This is a genomic window from Planotetraspora sp. A-T 1434 (assembly GCF_025420585.1).
Lineage (GTDB): Bacteria > Actinomycetota > Actinomycetes > Streptosporangiales > Streptosporangiaceae > JAOEGB01.
The window spans coordinates 219,296-236,868 of sequence record NZ_JAOEGB010000012.1 but is presented as its reverse complement, the minus strand read 5'-3'; the positions used below and the strand labels follow the sequence as shown (position 1 = coordinate 236,868).

19 protein-coding genes are annotated in these 17,573 nt (G+C 69.6%); 9 read left to right on the top strand and 10 right to left on the bottom strand.

The genetic code is table 11. From position 1 onward, the window contains the following. Nucleotides 1–353: 353 nt before the first annotated feature. The gene (locus tag N5079_RS18095) at nt 354–1,085 is read right to left on the bottom strand and encodes a hypothetical protein (RefSeq protein WP_410007804.1); all 732 of its coding nucleotides are present in this window, start codon (nt 1,083–1,085) and stop codon (nt 354–356) included. Between the two features lie 73 nt (nt 1,086–1,158). Between N5079_RS18095 and N5079_RS18090 the strand changes: the two genes are divergently transcribed. From N5079_RS18090 to N5079_RS18075, 4 genes are all read left to right on the top strand, one after another. Further along, on the top strand, nt 1,159–1,947 hold the full coding sequence (locus N5079_RS18090; protein ID WP_261585072.1) for an ABC transporter ATP-binding protein: 789 nt from the start codon (nt 1,159–1,161) through the stop codon (nt 1,945–1,947). A gap of 72 nt (nt 1,948–2,019) precedes the next feature. Beyond that, on the top strand, nt 2,020–2,985 hold the full coding sequence (locus N5079_RS18085; protein WP_261585071.1) for an SPFH domain-containing protein: 966 nt from the start codon (nt 2,020–2,022) through the stop codon (nt 2,983–2,985). Between the two features lie 84 nt (nt 2,986–3,069). Beyond that, nucleotides 3,070–3,816: a sulfite exporter TauE/SafE family protein gene (locus tag N5079_RS18080; RefSeq protein ID WP_261585070.1), complete on the top strand. Its 747-nt coding sequence runs from the start codon at nt 3,070–3,072 to the stop codon at nt 3,814–3,816. Between the two features lie 4 nt (nt 3,817–3,820). Continuing rightward, nucleotides 3,821–4,054 (top strand): hypothetical protein, encoded by a 234-nt coding sequence (locus N5079_RS18075; RefSeq protein WP_261585069.1) that lies wholly within the window; start codon nt 3,821–3,823, stop codon nt 4,052–4,054. Here the strand turns inward: N5079_RS18075 and N5079_RS18070 are convergent. From N5079_RS18070 to N5079_RS18060, 3 genes are read right to left on the bottom strand one after another with little or no spacing between them, the layout of a single operon-like run. Next, entirely contained in the window at nt 4,033–4,941 is a 909-nt protein-coding gene (locus N5079_RS18070; protein ID WP_261585068.1) for a Rieske (2Fe-2S) protein, read from the bottom strand. The genes N5079_RS18075 and N5079_RS18070 overlap by 22 nt on opposite strands. Nucleotides 4,942–4,994: 53 nt before the next feature. Continuing rightward, the gene (locus tag N5079_RS18065; RefSeq protein WP_261585067.1) at nt 4,995–7,124 is read right to left on the bottom strand and encodes a molybdopterin-dependent oxidoreductase; all 2,130 of its coding nucleotides are present in this window, start codon (nt 7,122–7,124) and stop codon (nt 4,995–4,997) included. 19 nt (nt 7,125–7,143) lie between these two features. Next, the gene (locus N5079_RS18060) at nt 7,144–7,299 is read right to left on the bottom strand and encodes a hypothetical protein (RefSeq protein ID WP_261585066.1); all 156 of its coding nucleotides are present in this window, start codon (nt 7,297–7,299) and stop codon (nt 7,144–7,146) included. A gap of 327 nt (nt 7,300–7,626) precedes the next feature. Here N5079_RS18060 and N5079_RS18055 point away from each other — a divergent pair, with 327 nt between their 5' ends. Together N5079_RS18055 and N5079_RS18050 are read left to right on the top strand one after the other, a co-directional pair. Next, nucleotides 7,627–8,484 carry a helix-turn-helix domain-containing protein gene (locus tag N5079_RS18055; protein ID WP_261585065.1) on the top strand — a complete coding sequence of 286 codons (858 nt, stop codon included), beginning with the start codon at nt 7,627–7,629 and terminating at the stop codon, nt 8,482–8,484. Between the two features lie 23 nt (nt 8,485–8,507). Beyond that, nucleotides 8,508–8,714 carry a DUF397 domain-containing protein gene (locus N5079_RS18050; RefSeq protein WP_261585064.1) on the top strand — a complete coding sequence of 69 codons (207 nt, stop codon included), beginning with the start codon at nt 8,508–8,510 and terminating at the stop codon, nt 8,712–8,714. 118 nt (nt 8,715–8,832) lie between these two features. On the opposite strand, the gene N5079_RS18045 is transcribed toward N5079_RS18050, so the two are convergent. Both N5079_RS18045 and N5079_RS18040 read right to left on the bottom strand, forming a co-directional pair. Continuing rightward, on the bottom strand, nt 8,833–10,281 hold the full coding sequence (locus N5079_RS18045) for a catalase (protein WP_261585063.1): 1,449 nt from the start codon (nt 10,279–10,281) through the stop codon (nt 8,833–8,835). Between the two features lie 35 nt (nt 10,282–10,316). Beyond that, nucleotides 10,317–10,769: a Fur family transcriptional regulator gene (locus tag N5079_RS18040; RefSeq protein WP_410007802.1), complete on the bottom strand. Its 453-nt coding sequence runs from the start codon at nt 10,767–10,769 to the stop codon at nt 10,317–10,319. Between the two features lie 70 nt (nt 10,770–10,839). On the opposite strand from N5079_RS18040, the gene N5079_RS18035 reads away from it, so the two are divergent. Both N5079_RS18035 and N5079_RS18030 read left to right on the top strand, forming a co-directional pair. Then, nucleotides 10,840–11,919: a CapA family protein gene (locus N5079_RS18035; protein ID WP_261585062.1), complete on the top strand. Its 1,080-nt coding sequence runs from the start codon at nt 10,840–10,842 to the stop codon at nt 11,917–11,919. A 131-nt stretch (nt 11,920–12,050) separates the two neighbouring features. Next, nucleotides 12,051–12,602, top strand: a complete 552-nt coding sequence (locus N5079_RS18030) for a TetR/AcrR family transcriptional regulator (protein WP_410007801.1) — start codon at nt 12,051–12,053, stop codon at nt 12,600–12,602. Here N5079_RS18030 and N5079_RS18025 read toward each other — a convergent pair. Beyond that, nucleotides 12,592–12,939, bottom strand: a complete 348-nt coding sequence (locus N5079_RS18025) for a hypothetical protein (RefSeq protein ID WP_261585060.1) — start codon at nt 12,937–12,939, stop codon at nt 12,592–12,594. The two genes, N5079_RS18030 and N5079_RS18025, sit on opposite strands and share 11 nt — an antisense overlap. A 152-nt stretch (nt 12,940–13,091) precedes the next feature. On the opposite strand from N5079_RS18025, the gene N5079_RS18020 reads away from it, so the two are divergent. Beyond that, a complete protein-coding gene (locus N5079_RS18020; protein ID WP_261585059.1) occupies nt 13,092–13,634 on the top strand; it encodes a hypothetical protein in 543 nt (180 codons plus the stop codon). Between the two features lie 38 nt (nt 13,635–13,672). Here the strand turns inward: N5079_RS18020 and N5079_RS18015 are convergent, their stop codons facing one another. From N5079_RS18015 to N5079_RS18005, 3 genes are all read right to left on the bottom strand, one after another. Continuing rightward, nucleotides 13,673–14,521, bottom strand: a complete 849-nt coding sequence (locus tag N5079_RS18015; protein WP_261585058.1) for a hypothetical protein — start codon at nt 14,519–14,521, stop codon at nt 13,673–13,675. A 97-nt stretch (nt 14,522–14,618) separates the two neighbouring features. Continuing rightward, nucleotides 14,619–17,204 (bottom strand): ATP-dependent chaperone ClpB, encoded by a 2,586-nt coding sequence (gene clpB / locus N5079_RS18010; RefSeq protein WP_261585057.1) that lies wholly within the window; start codon nt 17,202–17,204, stop codon nt 14,619–14,621. A 19-nt stretch (nt 17,205–17,223) separates the two neighbouring features. Next, on the bottom strand, nt 17,224–17,571 hold the full coding sequence (locus N5079_RS18005; protein WP_261585056.1) for a heat shock protein transcriptional repressor HspR: 348 nt from the start codon (nt 17,569–17,571) through the stop codon (nt 17,224–17,226). Between the last annotated feature and the right edge of the window lie 2 nt (nt 17,572–17,573).

Genomic DNA, 17,573 nt, shown 5'->3' with positions numbered 1-17,573 from the left:
GCGGCGGCACCGAGGAAGGGTCGACCCACCACCACTCCAGGTCCTCACGCTGCCCGCCACGGGGCTCCTGGTCCTCACGCCGCCCGCCACGGGGCTCCTGGTCCTGGCGCCGCCCGTGTTCGCGCTGCTCTCCCTGGCGGTCTGCCGTCTGCTGGATCACCCTTCACCCCCTCCCGGCCACGCCAAGTGTCCACCAGCACACTCGAACATGCGAACGACTCGAATCCCCGATATCCCGCAATAAGGGCACCAATCGCCGCCCGCGACATGAACTAGTTGGAGTCTCCACATCAATCAGCGCCAGCGGGCGGCGACAAGACCAGGGTGGTACGGCCAGGACGACCGCGCGGGCGTCAGATCTGCGGCTGGCCGGACTCGACGATGGCGTGGTGGGCGGCCACGCGGGCCCGCCGTACGGCGCGGTCCAGCTCGCGCAGCGCCTCGCTGCGGGTCCCGAGCTGCCCGGACGTCAGGCCGCGCTCGTCGGCGAGGCGCAGGGCGAGGGAGAGGCGGGCGGCGAGGGCCCCGACCCGGTGGGCGCGGCCGGGATAGCCCGGGGCGAGGGTGTCCTCGGTGTCGTCGAGCGAAGGGAAGCCCTGCGCCGGGCCGTCGACCGCGAGGAGTGCCTCGGTGGCGGACCGTATGGCGGCCGTCAGCATATGCTCCGCCTCGGCCAGCGAGGGAAGGTCGGGAACGGTCGCCGACGCTTCGGTCGCCGTCCAGCGGATGCCCGAATAAGAGGAACCCCGTCTGTCGGGAGAAGGCACCAGCCCGACACACCTTCCCGGCAGTACGGCTATCGCGGCCTGACCGGCGTCGATGGCCCCGCCGTTGAAAGCGGGAGGTCCCGTCAGCCCGAGGGGGTCGCCGGGGATCGGCAGAGCCAGCCGGAACGAGCTGAGCCCCTCGATCCGCTGGTCCACCAGGAAGGCGCGGAGCGTGGTCTCGGCCGGGGGGTCGCCTACCTCCACCACCTGGGGGCCCGCGACGCGCTCGACGCGGTCCACGGCTTCGTCCAGGCCCACGTGCCCGGTCAGCCAGGCGTTGCCCCAGGAGACGAGGGCGGCGGAGATCGGTGAATCGATGCGCACCCGATCCACGATATGCGCTCGGACTGACATAGTTTTATCTAGCAAAACAACGGGAGGGGGACCATCGATGGGCGGTCAGGTGCTCGAGTTCCAGGACGTGGCCGTCCGCAGGGACGGCGCCGCGCTCCTGCGCGGGATCGACTGGAGCGTCCGGGAAGACGAGCGCTGGGTCGTCATCGGTCCCAACGGCGCGGGCAAGACCACGCTGCTGCAGGTGGCGGGCGCGCTGCTCTTCCCGACCGAGGGTTCCGTGGAGATCCTCGGCGAGCGGCTCGGTCAGACCGACGTCTTCGAGCTGCGACCCAGGATCGGGCTGGCGAGCTCCGCGCTGGCCGAGCGGGTGCCGCCGGACGAGAAGGTCATCGACCTCGTGCTCACGGCGTCCTACGCGATTCTCGGGCGGTGGACGGAGGAGTACGACTCCCATGACGTGACCCGGGCGGTCGAGCTGATCGACCAGCTCGGCTGCGCCCACCTGATCCGGCGGCGTTTCTCCACCCTGTCCGAGGGGGAGCGCAAACGCGTGCAGATCGCGCGGGCGCTGATGCCGGACCCCGAGTTGCTCCTGCTCGACGAGCCTGCGGCGGGGCTCGACGTGGCGGGCCGGGAGGACCTGGTCCGCCGTCTCGGCGCGCTGGCGCGGGACCCGAAGGCTCCGACGATGGTGCTGGTCACCCATCACGTCGAGGAGATCCCGGCCGGGTTCACGCACGTGATGCTGCTGCGCCACGGCTCCGCGGTGGCTCAGGGTCCCATCGAGTCGGTGATGAACGCGGACAACCTCTCCAAGACCTTCGGCGTGCCGCTGGCGCTCGACCGCAGCGCGGAGGGCCGCTGGTACGCCAGGCCGTTCTGACATGCGCACTTAATCGGCGCGTAAAGACAAAACCAAATATCCTCCAGTCAGGCTTACAGACTGGAGAGCCGGATGGGTCAGCTCATCGCCGCCGTGGTCGTCGTGGCAGTCGCGGGATTCGCCCTCGCCCGGACGATCCGTATCGTGCCGCAGGCGACCGCGCGCATCGTCGAGCGCTTCGGCCGCTACCACCGCACGCTGAACGCGGGCCTCAACATCGTGGTCCCGTTCATCGACCGGATCAAGGTCGAGGTCGACCTCCGCGAGCAGGTCGTCACCTTCCCGCCCCAACCGGTGATCACCTCGGACAACCTGGTGGTCTCGATCGACACGGTGATCTACTTCCAGGTCACCGACCCCAAGGCCGCGACGTACGAGATCGCCAGCTTCATCACGGCCGTCGAGCAGCTCACGGTGACGACGCTGCGCAACGTGGTCGGCGGCATGGACCTGGAGCGCACGCTGACCTCCCGCGAGGAGATAAACACGGAGCTGCGCGGCGTCCTCGACGACGCCACCGGCAAGTGGGGCATCCGGGTCAACCGGGTGGAGCTCAAGGCGATCGATCCGCCGGCCTCCATCCAGGACTCGATGGAGAAGCAGATGCGGGCGGACCGTGACAAGCGGGCCGCCATCCTCACCGCCGAGGGCCAGAAGCAGGCGGCCATCCTGACCGCGCAGGGCCAGCGGGAGGCGGCCGTGCTCAAGGCCAGGGGCGAGGCGGAGGCCGTGGTCCTGGGGGCGCAGGCCGACGCGGAGGCCCAGGCCATGCGGGCCAAGGGCCAGGCCGACGCGATCGCGATGGTGTTCCGCGCGATCCATGAGGGCAGGCCCGACCAGCGGCTCCTCGCCTACCTCTACCTCCAGGCCCTGCCCGAGATCGCCAAGGGCGACGCGAACAAGGTCTGGATCGTGCCATCGGAGATGGGCAAGGCCCTGGAGAACCTCGGCGGCCTCTTCTCCCCGCCCCAGTCGCCGCCCCAGTCGCCGCCCCAGTCGCCGCCCAAGGAACCGGACGTCACCCGCCCGTCCGCCTGATCCCGCCTCCTGTGACGTACGGCCCGCCGCCTACGATCGGGCGTTAACCGTACGAGGGGGAGCAGGGCGAGAGGGGCAGCGATCGTGACGCCGTTGGAGGCGGCCGCCGTTTTCGCGGCCGGTGTGGGGGCGGGGGGCATCAACGCCGTGGTCGGGTCGGGGTCGCTCATCACCTTCCCGACGCTGCTGGCCCTCGGGTTCCCGCCGATCGTCGCGAACGTCTCCAACAACGTGGGGCTGGTGCCGGGCGGCCTCACTGGCGTCCTCGGCTACCGCGCCGAGCTCAAAGGCCAGCGGGAACGGCTGATCCGGCTCGGTCTCGCCTCCATCCTGGGGTCGGTCCTCGGCGGCGTGCTGCTCCTCCAGCTCCCGGCGAAGGCTTTCCAGGTCATCGTGCCGGTCCTCATCGCGCTGGCCTGCGTCCTCGTCATCGTCCAGCCCAAGCTGAACGGCTGGCTGGCCGGGCGGCGGACACACCCGCACGGAGGGCCGTGGCTGTGGCTCGGGGTCCTCGGGGCGGGCGTCTACGGCGGATACTTCGGCGCCGCTCAGGGCATCGTCCTCATCGGGCTGCTCGGCATCTTCCTGGAGGAGGAGTTGCAGCGCGTCAACGCGGCCAAGAACCTGCTGTCGCTGCTGGTCAACACGACCGCCGCCGTGCTGTTCGCGCTGATCGCGCACGTCGACTGGTGGGTCGCGCTGCTGGTGGCGCTCGGGTCGGCGGCGGGAGGGTTCCTCGGCGCGCGGGTGGGACGCAGGCTCCCCGCACCCCTTTTGCGTGGATTCATCGTCTGCGTCGGTGTCGTCGCGATAGTGAAGCTCTTATCGTGAGAGTGTGAAGGGCGACCGAGTGGAGATCGTCATCGACGCGGGCGGCACCCCGCGCACCTACGAAGTGATCGCGACGAAGGCCGGGCGTCGCGTCGAGATCACCACCGGCAGGGGCATCATCGAGGTCAGCGAGGTGACCAGGACCGGCACGCCGGTCCGTACGGCACGCTTCATGTCGAGCCGGATCCTCGCCCTGGTCGAGCATCCCGCGGACGATCACTCCGCGGGGCGGACCTGAACCACGCCGTCGTGTCGTAACCGCGTCTGGAACGCCGGCTGCCGTGAGGTCGCCGGGCCGTGCACCACCGCGCCGTCCGCGATGCGGAAGACGCTGCCGTGCCACGGGCACACGACGCAGGGTTCGCCGTCCTCGACGGTGATGCGGCCCTGATGGAGGGGCCCGGCGAGGTGTGAGCAGCCGTCCGCCAGCACGCTCACCCCGTCGCCGAGGCGGAGCACGAACAGCTCGATGTAGCCCAGCCGCAGCCTGACCGGACGTCCGTTGGGCAGGTCCTTCAGCGTGCACAGGTCGTGCCAGCCGAGCGGCACCAGGTGGCTGACCTGCTCGGCGTGGTTCGCCCCCGCGGCCTGCCGGTAGGCCATGTGGCCGCCCAGGTAGGCGCCCGTGCCGGCCGCCGCGAGCCCGGCGAAGGCCAGCGCCCGCCCGGCGCGCTCCCGCCCGCCCAGCCGCATGAGCAGCGAGCCCGTGTACAGCCCGGCCGCCGCGATGTTGGTCATGGCGTGCACGAAGCCCACCCGCTGCTGCTCGCGGTGCAGCGTCGACCAGTCGGTCAGTCCGGCGGTCGCGGTGGGTAGGGCCATGCCCAGCCCGGTCGCGATCAGCGTCCGTGACGCCCGGGAGTCCGCCTTGGTCACGTCGAGTACGGCTGTCGCGATCCAGCAGCCCACGGTCACCATCGCCAGCGCGGGATGGAGGGGGTGCCCGATGGGCACTCCGTGGAGCACGTCACGCAGCGTGCCGGGCCCGAGCTTGCGCCGCACCGTCTTGGAGATGGCGGCTATGGGCCGGTCGAGGGCGGTGGTCCGCTCCAGCCCGTCGAGCATCTCCGGCGACGGAATCCTCGGCAACCGGCCTGCCCGCCGTGTCCTGGTCGTCTTCTCCATCTTTCGCCCCCTTACCACGGATCACGTACCCCCGCGCCACGGCGGCGAACATTTCACACGGGCGTGATGATTACCGGGACGCCGTTGAAGACCGCGTTGCCCGACAGTGGATCGACGACCGTCTCGTCCGTGAGGGCGTTCACGTTGACCCCGGCGTTCCTGGCCGCCACGGCCTGCGGCGTGCCGTCGTGGCCCCACCCGTGGGGCAGGCTCACGACGCCGGGCATGATCGAGTCCGTGGGTTCGAGGGGTACGGCCAGCTCGCCCGCCACGGACCGCACCAGCGCCTTGTCGCCCAGCCCCAGCCGGGCGACGTCAGCGGGGTTGATCTGCAGCGTGCAGCGGTTGCTGCCGCCGACCAGCGGGCCCATGTTGTGCAGCCAGCTGTTGTTGGACCGCAGGTGACGCCGCCCGATGAGCACGAAGTCGGGCGTCCGCCGTTCGAGGCCGTCGCGGAGCCGTACGAGATCGTCGAGGAGGGGTGCGGGGGCGAGCTCCACGAGCCCGGAGGCGGTGCTCAGGTTGCCGGGCAGGCGCGGCTCCAGAGGCCCGAGGTCGATCCCGTGCGGGTGCCGGAGCAGCATGGGCAGGGAGAGGTCGCCGCCGTTCCACTCGCCGTAGGGGCCGAGCCGGAGCATCGCGTCCAGCCGCAGCTCCGCGCCGTTGGCTCCCTCCAGCGACGCCCGCAGGTCCGGCCGTCCATGTTCGCGGAGCATCTGGTCGAGGACCAGCTCGTCGAGCAGCGCCGGATCGGCGTCCGCGCCCTGGCCGGAGGCGATCATGGCGAGCCGGGCGAGGATCTCGGCCTCCGACGGGCTCCCGTCGAGCGGCAGCACGGGCGGGGAGTAGCGCGCGTAGTTCCGTACGGCGAAGGCCAGCAGAGCGAAGTCGTAGTGCCCCGACTGCAGGATCCGCGGCGGCGGCAGGATCACGTCGGCGTGGCGGGTCGTCTCGTTCAGGTAGGGGTCGACACTGACCATGAACTCGAGCTCGCCGAGCGCCCGGTCCAGCCGCGTCCCGTTCGGTGTGGACAGCACGGGGTTGCCCGCGACCGTGATGAGCGCCCTGACCCGGCCGTCCCCCGGAGTCTCGATCTCGTCGGCGAGAGTCGCCACCGGCAGCTCGCCGTTCGCCTCCGGCAGGCCGCGGACGCGGCTGTGCCAGCGCCCGGTCCGGTACGGCTTGCGCCTCCGCGGCGCCTCGGTGGCGGGCCGGGGGAACATCGCGCCGCCGGGACGGTCGAGGTTGCCGGTGAGGACGTTGACCACGTCGACCAGCCACTGGGCCAGCGTTCCGAACTCGGCCGTGCACGTGCCGATGCGGGCGTACACGGCCGCCGTGGGAGCCGCGGCCAGCTCCCGCGCGAGCCGTACGATCACCTCGGCGGGCACGCCGCAGACGCTCGCGCAGGCGTCGGGGGAGAAGGGCCCGATGGCCTCGGCCACCTCGGTCAGGCCGTTCGCGGGCACGGTGACCGTGACGAGGTCCTCGGCGAGGAGCGTGTGGACGATCCCGGCGAGCAGGTAGGCGTCGGCGCCCGGCCGGATGAAGACGTGCTCGTCGGCCAGAGCGGCGGTCCGGGTGTGGCGCGGGTCGACGACGACGAAGCGGCCGCCGCGCCGGCGCAGCGCCTTGAGACGCCCGGGGAAGTCGGGCGCCGTGCACAGCGAGCCGTTCGACTCCAGAGGGTTGGCCCCCAGCATGAGCAGGTAGCCGGTGCGGTCGAGGTCGGGCACCGGGATCGTCAGCGGATGGCCGAACATCAGTCCGCAGGCCACGTGCTTGGGCATCTGGTCGGCGGTGCTGGCGGAGAAGACGTTGCGGGTGCCGAGCGCGCGGATGAGCGGCGCGCCGTAGAGCGCGCCGGCCATGGTGTGGGCGTTCGGGTTGCCGAGGTAGACGGCCCGCTCCGGACCGGGGATCCGGGAGAGGCCTTCCTCGACGGCCGCGAAGGCCTCCGGCCAGGAGACCGTGTGCCACTCGCCGTCCCTGCGGACCAGCGGCGCCTGGAGGCGGTCCGGGTCCTCGTCGAGGCGGCCGAGCGTGGCCCCCTTGGGGCAGATGTAGCCCTTGCTGAAGGGATCGTCCCGGTCGCCGCGCACGTCGGTCACGCGCCCGTCAATGGTGATCGCCAGTCCGCAGACGGCTTCGCACAGCGGACACGTCCGGTACGCGGTCTCCATGTACGACCTCCCTGGGACGCTACGCGCTGAAGAGACGTCCGACTTCTTCCAGTTCGCGCACCAGGTCGAAGCGGGGGTCGCGGTAGTGGCGCGCTCCGAAGCCGGTGCGGCTGACGGTCCACCGTAGCTGACGCGCCCACCGGTCCTGATCCGCGCACAGAGCGCTGTCCGCCATGCTGACGTGGGTCTTGATTAGAAATAACCAGTTGGTACCGTGGGGATGCATAAGAGACTCCTATTCGGATGGAGTTCTCGTGGGTTTTCGCCGGGTCGTCAGGTGGCAGCCTCGCGGCCCGGCTGTTCCCAAGGAGCGTTTCGCCGTACGCGCATCGGCGCCCCCCGTGCTCCGGGAACCTTCCCTCACCGATCGTGACCCAGGACAGATATCCCTGCAATACTTGACGAAAGGAAACTTGCAACAATCTTTTCGGCGTGCGCCGCATGAATCGGTGCAAATTGCACCTCTCTGCGGCCTTCTACTTGTGCGAGGGGGTCGGGCGGGGTGCCGGACCATGGCAGTCCCACCGTCCGCCGGCGAAGGCTCGGGCAGGAGCTCCGGCGGTTGAGAGAACGCGCCGATCTCACGGGTGAGCAGGTCGCGTCCCGGCTCGGCTGGTCGGCGGCCAAGGTCAGCCGTATAGAAACGGCAAGAACCGCGCCACGCGGAGCCGACGTCGAGGCGCTGCTCGTGATCTACATGGTAGATTCGGACCAGCGCCAAGAGCTGCTGTCCCTTCATCGGGACGCCGCCCGGAAGGGCTGGTGGGAGGACTACCGCGACTCGCTGCCCAAGGAATACACCACTTTCCTGGGGCTTGAGGCCGAGGCCACGGCGGCACGCGACTGGGAACCCCAGGTTGTGCCGGGTCTGTTCCAGACAGAGGCATATGTCCGAGCCATGATGGAGAGCGGACAGCGGAGCACTCTCGAAGCGCCAGGCGGTGTCCGGAGCCGGATCGAGGTCCGGATGGCCCGCCAGGAGGCCATCCTCATGGCGGAGAGCCCGTTGGCGCTCTCGGTCGTCCTGGAGGAGTCCGTGCTGCTTCGCCGATTCGGCGACGACGAGGTCATGCGCGAACAACTCGGACGTCTGGTCGAGGTCTCGGAGCTTCCCAACGTCCAGTTACGGGTCCTCCCCATGGATGCCGAGCATCCGATAAACACCGGGTCGTTCTGCCACCTCAAGCTGCCAAATTTCCATGACGTCGTATATCTCGAGGCCCTCCTGGGCGGACGCCTCGTGGAGGACGAGACCATCGTCTACCGCTACGAGGTCGCCTTCGACTACCTGGAGACAAAGGCGCTGGACGTGGAAGCCTCCCGCGACCTCATAGCGAGAACTATCAACCGCTGGCGGTAGCCGGTGGGGAGAGATAACCATCCATGTACTCAACTGACCTGTCCGGTGCCGCCTGGTGGAAGAGCAGCCGGAGCGCGAACAACTGTGCCTGCGTAGAAATCGCCGTCCTGCCTGGCGGCGAGGTAGGGGTCCGCGACAGCAAGAACCAGGAGGGTCCCGTTCTCGTCTTCACTCCCGTTGAGTGGGACGCCTTCATCGGCGGCGTCAAGGACGGCGAGTTCGACCTCTAGAAACAGGCGTACGGCTTGTGCCGGAGCACAAGCCGTACGCTGTTCGGGGAGGGTCAGGCAGAGGGGTCAGGCAGAGGGGTCAGGCAGAGGGGTCAGGCAGAGGGGTCAGGCAGAGGGGTCAGGCGAGACCGAGACCCTGGGCGACGCCCTGGCCGAGGTCCTTGTGGACGCTGGTCCAGTAGTCGACGACCCGCTTCTTCATGTCGGTGGTGACCTCGGGAGCCGAGGCGTGGCCGACGATGTTGCTCACCAGGTGCCCGCGGTCGGTCTCCGACAGCACGTTCTCCCACAGCGCCCGCGGCTGGACGAAGTCGTCGTCCTCACGGTGCTTGATGTAGGCGGACCGGATGATCTCGCCGCTGACGTGGTAGTGCTCGCCCTCGTACAGCGACGGGTCGGCGGCCGGCCCGTTGAAGGAGTTCGGTGCGTAGACCGGGTCACCCGGGTTGTCGAACCGCATCTGGCCGTCGCGGTTGTAGCTGTGGACGGCCGTCCTCGCCGCGTTGATCGGCAGCTGCTGGTAGTTCGCGCCGATGCGGTAGCGGTGGGCGTCCGGGTAGGAGAACAGGCGCCCCTGGAGCATCTTGTCCGGGGACGGGCCGATGCCGGGCACCAGGTTCGCGGGCTCGAAGCCGGACTGCTCGACCTCGGCGAAGTAATTCTCCGGGTTCCGGTTCAGCGTGAACTTGCCGATCGTGATCTCGGGGTAGTCGCTGTGCGGCCACACCTTGGTCAGGTCGAACGGGTTGAACCGGTAGTCCGCCGCGTCCTCGAACGGCATGATCTGGACGTTGACCGTCCAGGACGGGTGGTCGCCGTTCCTGATGGCGGTGTGGAGGTCCCGGATGTGGTAATCCGCGTCCTGGGCGATGATCGCGCCCGCCTCGGCGTCGGTGAAGTTCTTGATGCCCTGGTCGGTCTTGAAGTGGTACTTCACCCAGAACTTCTCACCGGCCGCGTTGTACCAGAGGAACGTGTGCGAGCCGAAGCCGTGCATGTGCCGCCACGAGGCGGGCGTGCCGCGGTCGGTCATCAGGAACGTCACCTGGTGCGCGGATTCGGGCTGGAGCGTCCAGAAGTCCCACTGCATGTTGTGGTCGCGCAGGTGGTTGTCCGCCCGCCGCTTCTGGCTGTGGATGAAGTCGGAGAACTTCGAGGGGTCCCGGATGAAGAAGATCGGCGTGTTGTTGCCGACGATGTCGTAGTTGCCGTCCTCGGTGTAGAACTTGATGGCGAATCCGCGGGGGTCACGCTGCGTGTCCGGGCTGCCCAGCTCGCCGGCCACCGAGGAGAAGCGCAGGAAGAGCGGGGTCTCCTTGCCCTTCTGGAACAGCTTGGCCTTGGTGTACTGACTCACGTCCTCGGTGATCTGCAAGAACCCGTGAGCGCCGCCGCCCTTGGCGTGCACTACCCGCTCGGGAACCCGCTCGCGGTTGAAGTGCGCCATCTTCTGGATCACGTAGTGATCCTGCAGCAACAGGGGACCGTTGGGACCGACGGACAGCGAGTGATCGTCGCTGGGGGCGGGAATGCCCACGTCCGTGGTGCTGATCGGCCTGCTCGTCATCGCAGTAGTCCTCCGGGGTTCAAAGGGGCACGAATTCAGGGGGCGGGGAGCGCGCTCGGGGTGGGCACGAATCCTTCGGCGAGAACGCGGCAGTCGGGGCAGAGCCCCCAGTAGATGACATCCGCCTCGTCGACCAGGAACCCGGCGTCGGAGACCGGATCAAGGCACGGAGCGTGTCCGACCGCGCAATCGACGTCTGTGACCTTTCCGCATTGCCGGCAGACGAGATGGTGGTGGTTGTCGCCCACACGTGTCTCGTACCGGGTGGGGCTTCCCGCCGGTTCGATTCGGCGGAGGAGCCCGCCGCGCTGGAGAGCGCTCAGGGAGTCATAGACGGCTTGCAGGGACACCTGGCCGACCCGTTCGCAGACACCGCGGTGTATGGCGTCCACGTCGAGGTGTTCGCCCAGCCGTACGGTCTCCATGATCGCCAGCCGGGCCGCGGTGACCCGCAGGCCTGCCTGGCGAAGTCGGATGGTGTCTCCCACGTGCCCCAGGCTAGCATCAAACCTGAACGATTCAAGTAAAGGAACTGTCCCAGGTTTTTGGCCGAAATCTATGGCATGCTCGGGTGCCGTGAGAGGTGCCTCCCTGGTCTGTGCCGTCGCCGCCCTCCTCGTCGCCGGGTGCTCCGCCGCCCAGGGGGCGCGCGTCCCCACCGCGGCGCCGGAGGACGTGGCGACCGCCACGCCGTCCCCCACCCCGGAACGCCGGCCGTACACGATTTCCTTCGCGGGGGACGTGCACTTCGAGGGCGTGCTGCGGGGCCGTCTCAACAGTGATCCCCGCACTGCGCTCGGGCCGATCGCGAGCGTGCTGCGCCGGTCCGATCTCACGGTTCTCAACCTGGAGACCGCCATCACGACGGGCGGCTCACCCGCTCCCGGCAAGCAGTTCACGTTCCGGGCGCCACCGGCGGCGTTCGCGGCGCTCAAGGCCGCCGGGGTCGACGTCGTCAACATGGCGAACAACCACGGCATGGACTACATGGAGACCGGCCTCCGGGACACCCTCGCCGCGATCAAGCAGGCCAGGTTCCCGGTGATCGGCATCGGCAAGGACGAGGCCCAGGCCTACCGCCCGTTCAGGGCGACGGTCAAGGGCAACCGGGTGGCCGTCATCGGGGCGACCCAGGTGCTCGACTCGCAGTTCATCCAGTCCTGGACGGCGACGGCCGACAAGGGCGGCCTCGCCTCCGCCAAGAACGAGCCGCGCCTCGTCCAGGCCGTACGGCAGGCCCGCAAGAACTCCGACACGGTGATCGTGTTCCTGCACTGGGGTACCGAGCTGGTGAAATGCCCCACACCCGTCCAGCGCGACCTGGCGGCCAAGCTCGTGGACGCCGGCGCTGACGTGGTGGTGGGCAGCCACGCGCACATCCTGCTCGGCGGCGGCTACTCCGGGCAGGCCTACGTGCAGTACGGCCTGGGCAACTTCGCCTTCTACAACTGGGGGCCGGACACCGGCACGACCGGCGTGCTCACGTTGAAGATCGAGGGCCGCGAGGTGCTCAAGGACCAGTGGACGCCCGCCCGGATCAACGGGGGCGTGCCGATCCCCGTGACCGGTGCGGCACGGCAGCAGGCGCTGGCCAACTACAAGGCTCTCCGGGGCTGCACCGGCCTGTCGGCGCAATGAATGATGGGTTAGGCCTGACCTCCGCCGCGTTCAGCGGGCAAGATGGTCGTGTGTCCAGCCAGCCAGTGCAAGACTCAACACCGCTGCGCCGACGGCCCTCGCAGCGGCGGAGCGCCCGCAGGGTGGAGCGGATGCTCGACGCGTGCGCCGCGTTGCTGGACGAGGGGGGGTACGAGGAGCTCTCGACCACCCGCGTCGCGGAGCGCGCCGGTGTGGCGATCGGCTCGGTCTACCAGTTCTTCCCCGACAAGCGGGCCCTCAGCCAGGCCGTGACCAGGCGGAACGTCGAGCTGTTCGTCGCCAGGGTCGGTCGCCGCTTCATCACCGAGGACTACGAGGGGTGGTGGGACGCGGTCGACGCGATCATCGACGAGTACGTCGACATGCACCGCACCGTGCCGGGCTTCCGTTCACTCCACTTCGGCGACGTGGTCGATCTCAACCTCCTCGACTCGGTGGCGGACAACAACACCGTGATCGCCGGACGCCTGCGGGCGCTGCTGCTCGCCGAGTTCGGGCTCGCGGACAGCGAGGAGATGGACCGTGCCATCCTCGTCGCCGTCGAGGCGGGGGACGCCGTGCTGAAGCTCGCCTTCCGGCACGACCCGAACGGCGCGCCCGACATCGTCGCGGAGGCGAAGCACCTGGTCCGCGGCTACCTCTCCCGCCAGCTCAGGGCTTAGCCGGCGCCATGTGGCGGGCGGGGACCTCCAGCGAGGTCCAGATGGTGGGCGCCATGACCCGCACATACGCCGTGTTGTGCCAGGGCCTGATGTGGGTACGCCGGGGGAACTGGAGTTCTCGCTCGTCGTCTCCGGCGACGCGGGGCGGACCGCACGGCACGGCGGCGGCCGGCTCCACGGTCAGCTCGACCATGCGGAGCTGGGACTGGAGCCGGGCGAGCTCCCTGCGCGCCTCGTCCAGCGCCTGGAACTGCGCCGTCACGTACCCGGCGACGCCGGGGACCACGGCGGACAACACCGTCGCGGAAGCGAGAGTCAAGATCACCCGCTTTGACATGGCCTATCGCTCCTCCGCCAGCTCCGATTAGCACAGCGGGGGCAATATGCCCGGTGAGCAGTAGAGGGACACGGTTCGTACACGAAGGTGTACTAATCGTTGCTTCCCGAATGCCTGCACAAAGACAGGCCCGGGTCGGTAGCCTCGGCTCTGTGGCACATGTGACACATGAGCAGCTGGACCGGCTGCTCGAACAGGCACTGCTGCTTGACGACCACGGTGCCCTCGCCCGTCAGCTTGACGCGTTGGCTCACGGCTACGAGTCCGGCGAGGTGTCGAGGGCGGCGATCCTCGTGCTGGCCGCCGAGGAGTGGCGTCAGGCGGGTCAGCCCGCGACCGCCCTCGACCGCTTCCAGAGCGCGGTCGACGACGGCGGGGAGGTGCTGGTCGACCCCCGGTCCGGAATCGCCGACACGCTGTTCGAGCTCGACCGTCCCGACGAGGCCGGGGACGTCATCGCGGCCATCAAGGCCGACGGTTGGAACGCAGCCACGGCGCTCACCATCGCGGAGACCCTGGCGGCCTACGGCGATCTGGACGGCGCCCACGAGTGGGCCACCGAAGGGGTCCGCGCCTGCGTGCCCGGCACCGCGCTCCGCGAGTCGCTCCTGCGCACCCGCTACCGGATCCGGATCGACCTGGGCCTGCCCGAAGACGATCTCGACGCGTTGCTGGACGCGATAAAGGGGCCGTGATCACGACTGATCCACGGCCCCTTTACGGCTTTGGCTGGTTATGGCAGGAGCTTGCTTATGTCGGCGATGTCACCGGCCGTGGGGACCGGCGCCGCCGCCTTCGGGTGCACCCGGCCCTCCCGGTGCGCCGCCCGCGGGCCGGCGGCCGGGGTGGCGGGCGCGGCCGGGGCCGCCGGAGTCGCCTGAGCCGCCGGGGCGGCCGACGTCACCGGAGCGTCGTGGTGGCGGTGGGCGTGACGGCCCCCCTGACGGGCCCCTTGACGGACGGGGTGCTTGTGGTGGCGCTTGCCGTGGTGAGGCAGCGGCACGAAGGCCTCCCCGTTGGCGGGGGGCTGTGACTGCGTGCGCTGCTGGGCGCCGTTCGCGACCTTCGGCTGGGCTGCCGGCTTGTGGTGCTTGCGCGGGTGCTTGTGACGGGGCTTTTCCGCGATGGGCTCGGTGACCACCGGCGCGGCCGGCACGCACGCCGGGCTGGACAGGTTGGGCCGTGCGGGAGCGACCGCGAGGAGCGGCACCGCCGGCAGCTTCGGCGCCGGGAGAACGCCCTTCGGCGCGGCCGGGACGCCGGCCGGAACGGCGGCCGGGACCGCCTTGGGCTGCGCCGCCGGGATGAGCCTGGCCGCGGGCGGGACCGCGCCCGGCCTGCCGGGCAGCGCCGGGACGCCCTGCCCGGCCGCCGCCCCGGCGGCGTCGGTGATGCTGAGCACACCGGTCGCCGGGGCGAGGCTGTGCAGTGCGGCCGCGCTCTTGTTCTGCGGCTCGCAGGTGGTGGTCATGGTCGCGGCGGCCCCCGCCATCGCCTGACCGGTCGCGAGCCAGCTGACGCCGATGGTGACCGCCGCCAGTGCGACGTACCGCCCTCGAATACTTCGTGATGTCGTGGACATCCACGTCCCCCTGATTGCTTACGGTAGTCCGACGAACGCCGAACGTAGCAGTGAGGGAAAAGGGCGGGGCCCGCTTGCCTGAATGGTGGGGAAGACCTTACCGAGCGGGGCCGATGCTTAGGGTGTCCCCAGCATCGTCAAGGTCCACCATTACCTCGTCGCCGTCGCGGACCTCTCCCGACAGCAGCTCCTTCGCGAGCCGGTCGCCGATGGCGGACTGGATCAGCCTTCGCAGCGGGCGCGCGCCGTACAGCGGGTCGAAGCCCGTCAGGGCGAGCCAGTCCCGCGCGGCCGGCGTCACGGTCAGCCTGAGCCGCCGGTCCGCGAGCCTCCTGCCGAGGCGCGAGACCTGGAGATCCACGATCTGGGACAGCTCCTCGGTGCCGAGCGCGTCGAACACGATGACGTCGTCGAGCCGGTTGAGGAACTCCGGCTTGAACGCGTTCCGCACCGCCGTGAGCACGGCCTCGCGCTTGGCGCCGCTCTCCAGCTTCGGATCGACCAAAAACTGCGAGCCGATGTTGGAGGTCAGGATCAAGATTGTGTTGCGGAAGTCGACTGTACGGCCCTGCCCGTCGGTGAGCCTGCCGTCGTCGAGGACCTGGAGCAGGATGTCGAAGACCTCCGGGTGGGCCTTCTCGATCTCGTCGAGCAGCACCACGGTGTACGGCCTGCGGCGGACGGCCTCAGTGAGCTGACCGCCCTCCTCATAACCGACATATCCGGGCGGGGCTCCGACCAGCCGGGCCACGCTGTGCTTCTCGCCGTACTCGCTCATGTCGATGCGCGTCATCGCCCGCTCGTCGTCGAACAGGAACTCGGCGAGCGCCTTGGCCAGCTCGGTCTTGCCGACGCCGGTCGGGCCGAGGAACAGGAACGAGCCGGTGGGGCGTTCGGGGTCGGCGATGCCCGCGCGGGCCCGCCGCACCGCGTCCGAGACGGCCTGTACGGCCTGGCGCTGGCCGATGAGGCGCCTGCCGAGCTCGTCCTCCATGCGGAGGAGCTTGGCGGTCTCGCCCTCCAGCAGCCGGCCGGCGGGGATCCCGGTCCAGGACGAGATCACCTCGGCGATGTCGTCGGGGCCGACCTCCTCCTTGACCATGGGCTCGGACTCGGCCTCCTCTGCGACCTTGGTGGCCTCGGCCAGCTCCTTCTCCAGCCGGGGCACCTCGGCGTACATCAGCCGGGACGCCTCCTCGAAGGAACCGTCGCGCTGGGCCCGCTCGGCAGCGCTCCGCGCCTCGTCGAGCTGCTTCTTCAGCTCGCCGACCTTGTTCAGCCCGGCCTTCTCCCGCTCCCAGCGGCCGACCAGGGCGTTGAGGTCCTCCTGGCGGTTGGCCAGCTCCTCGCGGAGCTTCTCCAGGCGCTGGCGGCTGGCCTCGTCGGTCTCCTTGGCGAGCGCGAGCTCCTCCATCTTCATGCGGTCGACACCGCGCTGCAGCTCGTCGATCTCCACGGGCCTGGAGTCGATCTCCATGCGGAGCCGGGACATCGACTCGTCCACCAGGTCGATGGCCTTGTCGGGGAGGAACCGGGCGGTGATGTAGCGGTCGGACAGCGTCGCCGCCGCGACGAGCGCGCTGTCGGAGATCTGCACCTGGTGATGCGCCTCGTAACGGCCCTTGAGCCCGCGCAAAATCGCGATGGTGTCCTCGACCGAGGGCTCGCCGACGTAGACCTGCTGGAAGCGCCGCTCCAGCGCGGGGTCCTTCTCGATGCGCTCGCGATATTCGTCGAGGGTCGTCGCGCCGATCATCCGCAGCTCGCCGCGGGCCAGCATGGGCTTGAGCATGTTGCCCGCGTCCATCGCGCCCTCGGCCTTACCGGCGCCGACCATGGTGTGCAGCTCGTCGATGAAGGTGACGATCTGGCCGTTGCTCTCCTTGATCTCGGTAAGCACGGCCTTGAGCCGCTCCTCGAACTCGCCGCGGTACTTCGCGCCCGCGACCATCGCGCCGAGGTCGAGCGCGACGAGCCGCTTGTTCCGCAGGCTTTCCGGCACGTCACCGGCGATCATCCGCTGGGCCAGGCCCTCGACCACGGCGGTCTTGCCCACGCCGGGCTCGCCGATGAGGACGGGGTTGTTCTTGGTGCGGCGGGACAGCACCTGGACGACCCGGCGGATCTCGGTGTCCCGGCCGATCACCGGGTCGAGCTTGCCCGCCCTCGCCTGCTCGGTGAGGTCGACGCCGTACTTCTCCAGCGCCTGGTAGGTGTCCTCGGGCGTCTCGCTGGTGACCCGGGAGTGCCCCCGGACCTTCTCGAACGTGTCGAGCAGGACGCTCGGGGTGGCGCCCTGAGCCTTCAGCAGCTCGGCGACCTGGCCGCCGTCCGTCGCCAGCCCGACGAGCAGGTGCTCGGTGGAGACGTACTCGTCCTCGAGTTGCTTGGCCCGCTGGGCCGCCGTGTTGACCACGGTCAGCAGCTGCCGCGAGCTCGACGGCGCGCTCACAGTGGAGCCCTGCGCCTTGGGCAGCCTGGCCAGCAGCTCCTCCGCCTGCGTGCGCAGCAGCTTCCAGTCGGCGCCCGCCGCCTCCAGGAGCGGTACGGCGGTGCCGCCCGTCTGGGCGAGCATGGTCGTGAGCAGATGGGCCGGGGCGACCTCCGGATTGCCCTCGGCGGCCGCACGGCGGACCGCCCCGGACAACGCCTCCTGGCTCTTCTGCGTCAGCTTGTAATCCATCGGGGTCGATGCCTCGCTTTCAGGCAGGCGGCAGTTCGTACCGGACGAGCGCCCGCATCATGGTGACCTCTCCGCGCAGCCGGGCGACCTCGTCGCGCAGGCGCAGGTTCTCGGTCTCCAGTTGGAGAATTCGCTTGATGCCCGCGAGGTTGATCCCGTCCTCCTGAGAGAGCCGCTGGACCTCGCGCAGAAGCACGATGTCGCGGGTCGAGTAGAGCCGCCCGCGCCCCGCCGTACGGCCCGGGCTGACGAGCCCGAGCCGGTCGTACTGGCGGAGGGTCTGCGGGTGCAGCCCGGAGAGCTGGGCGGCTACCGAGATGACGTAAACAGGAGTGTCATCGGACAGATCGAAGAAGTTGGCATCCATCG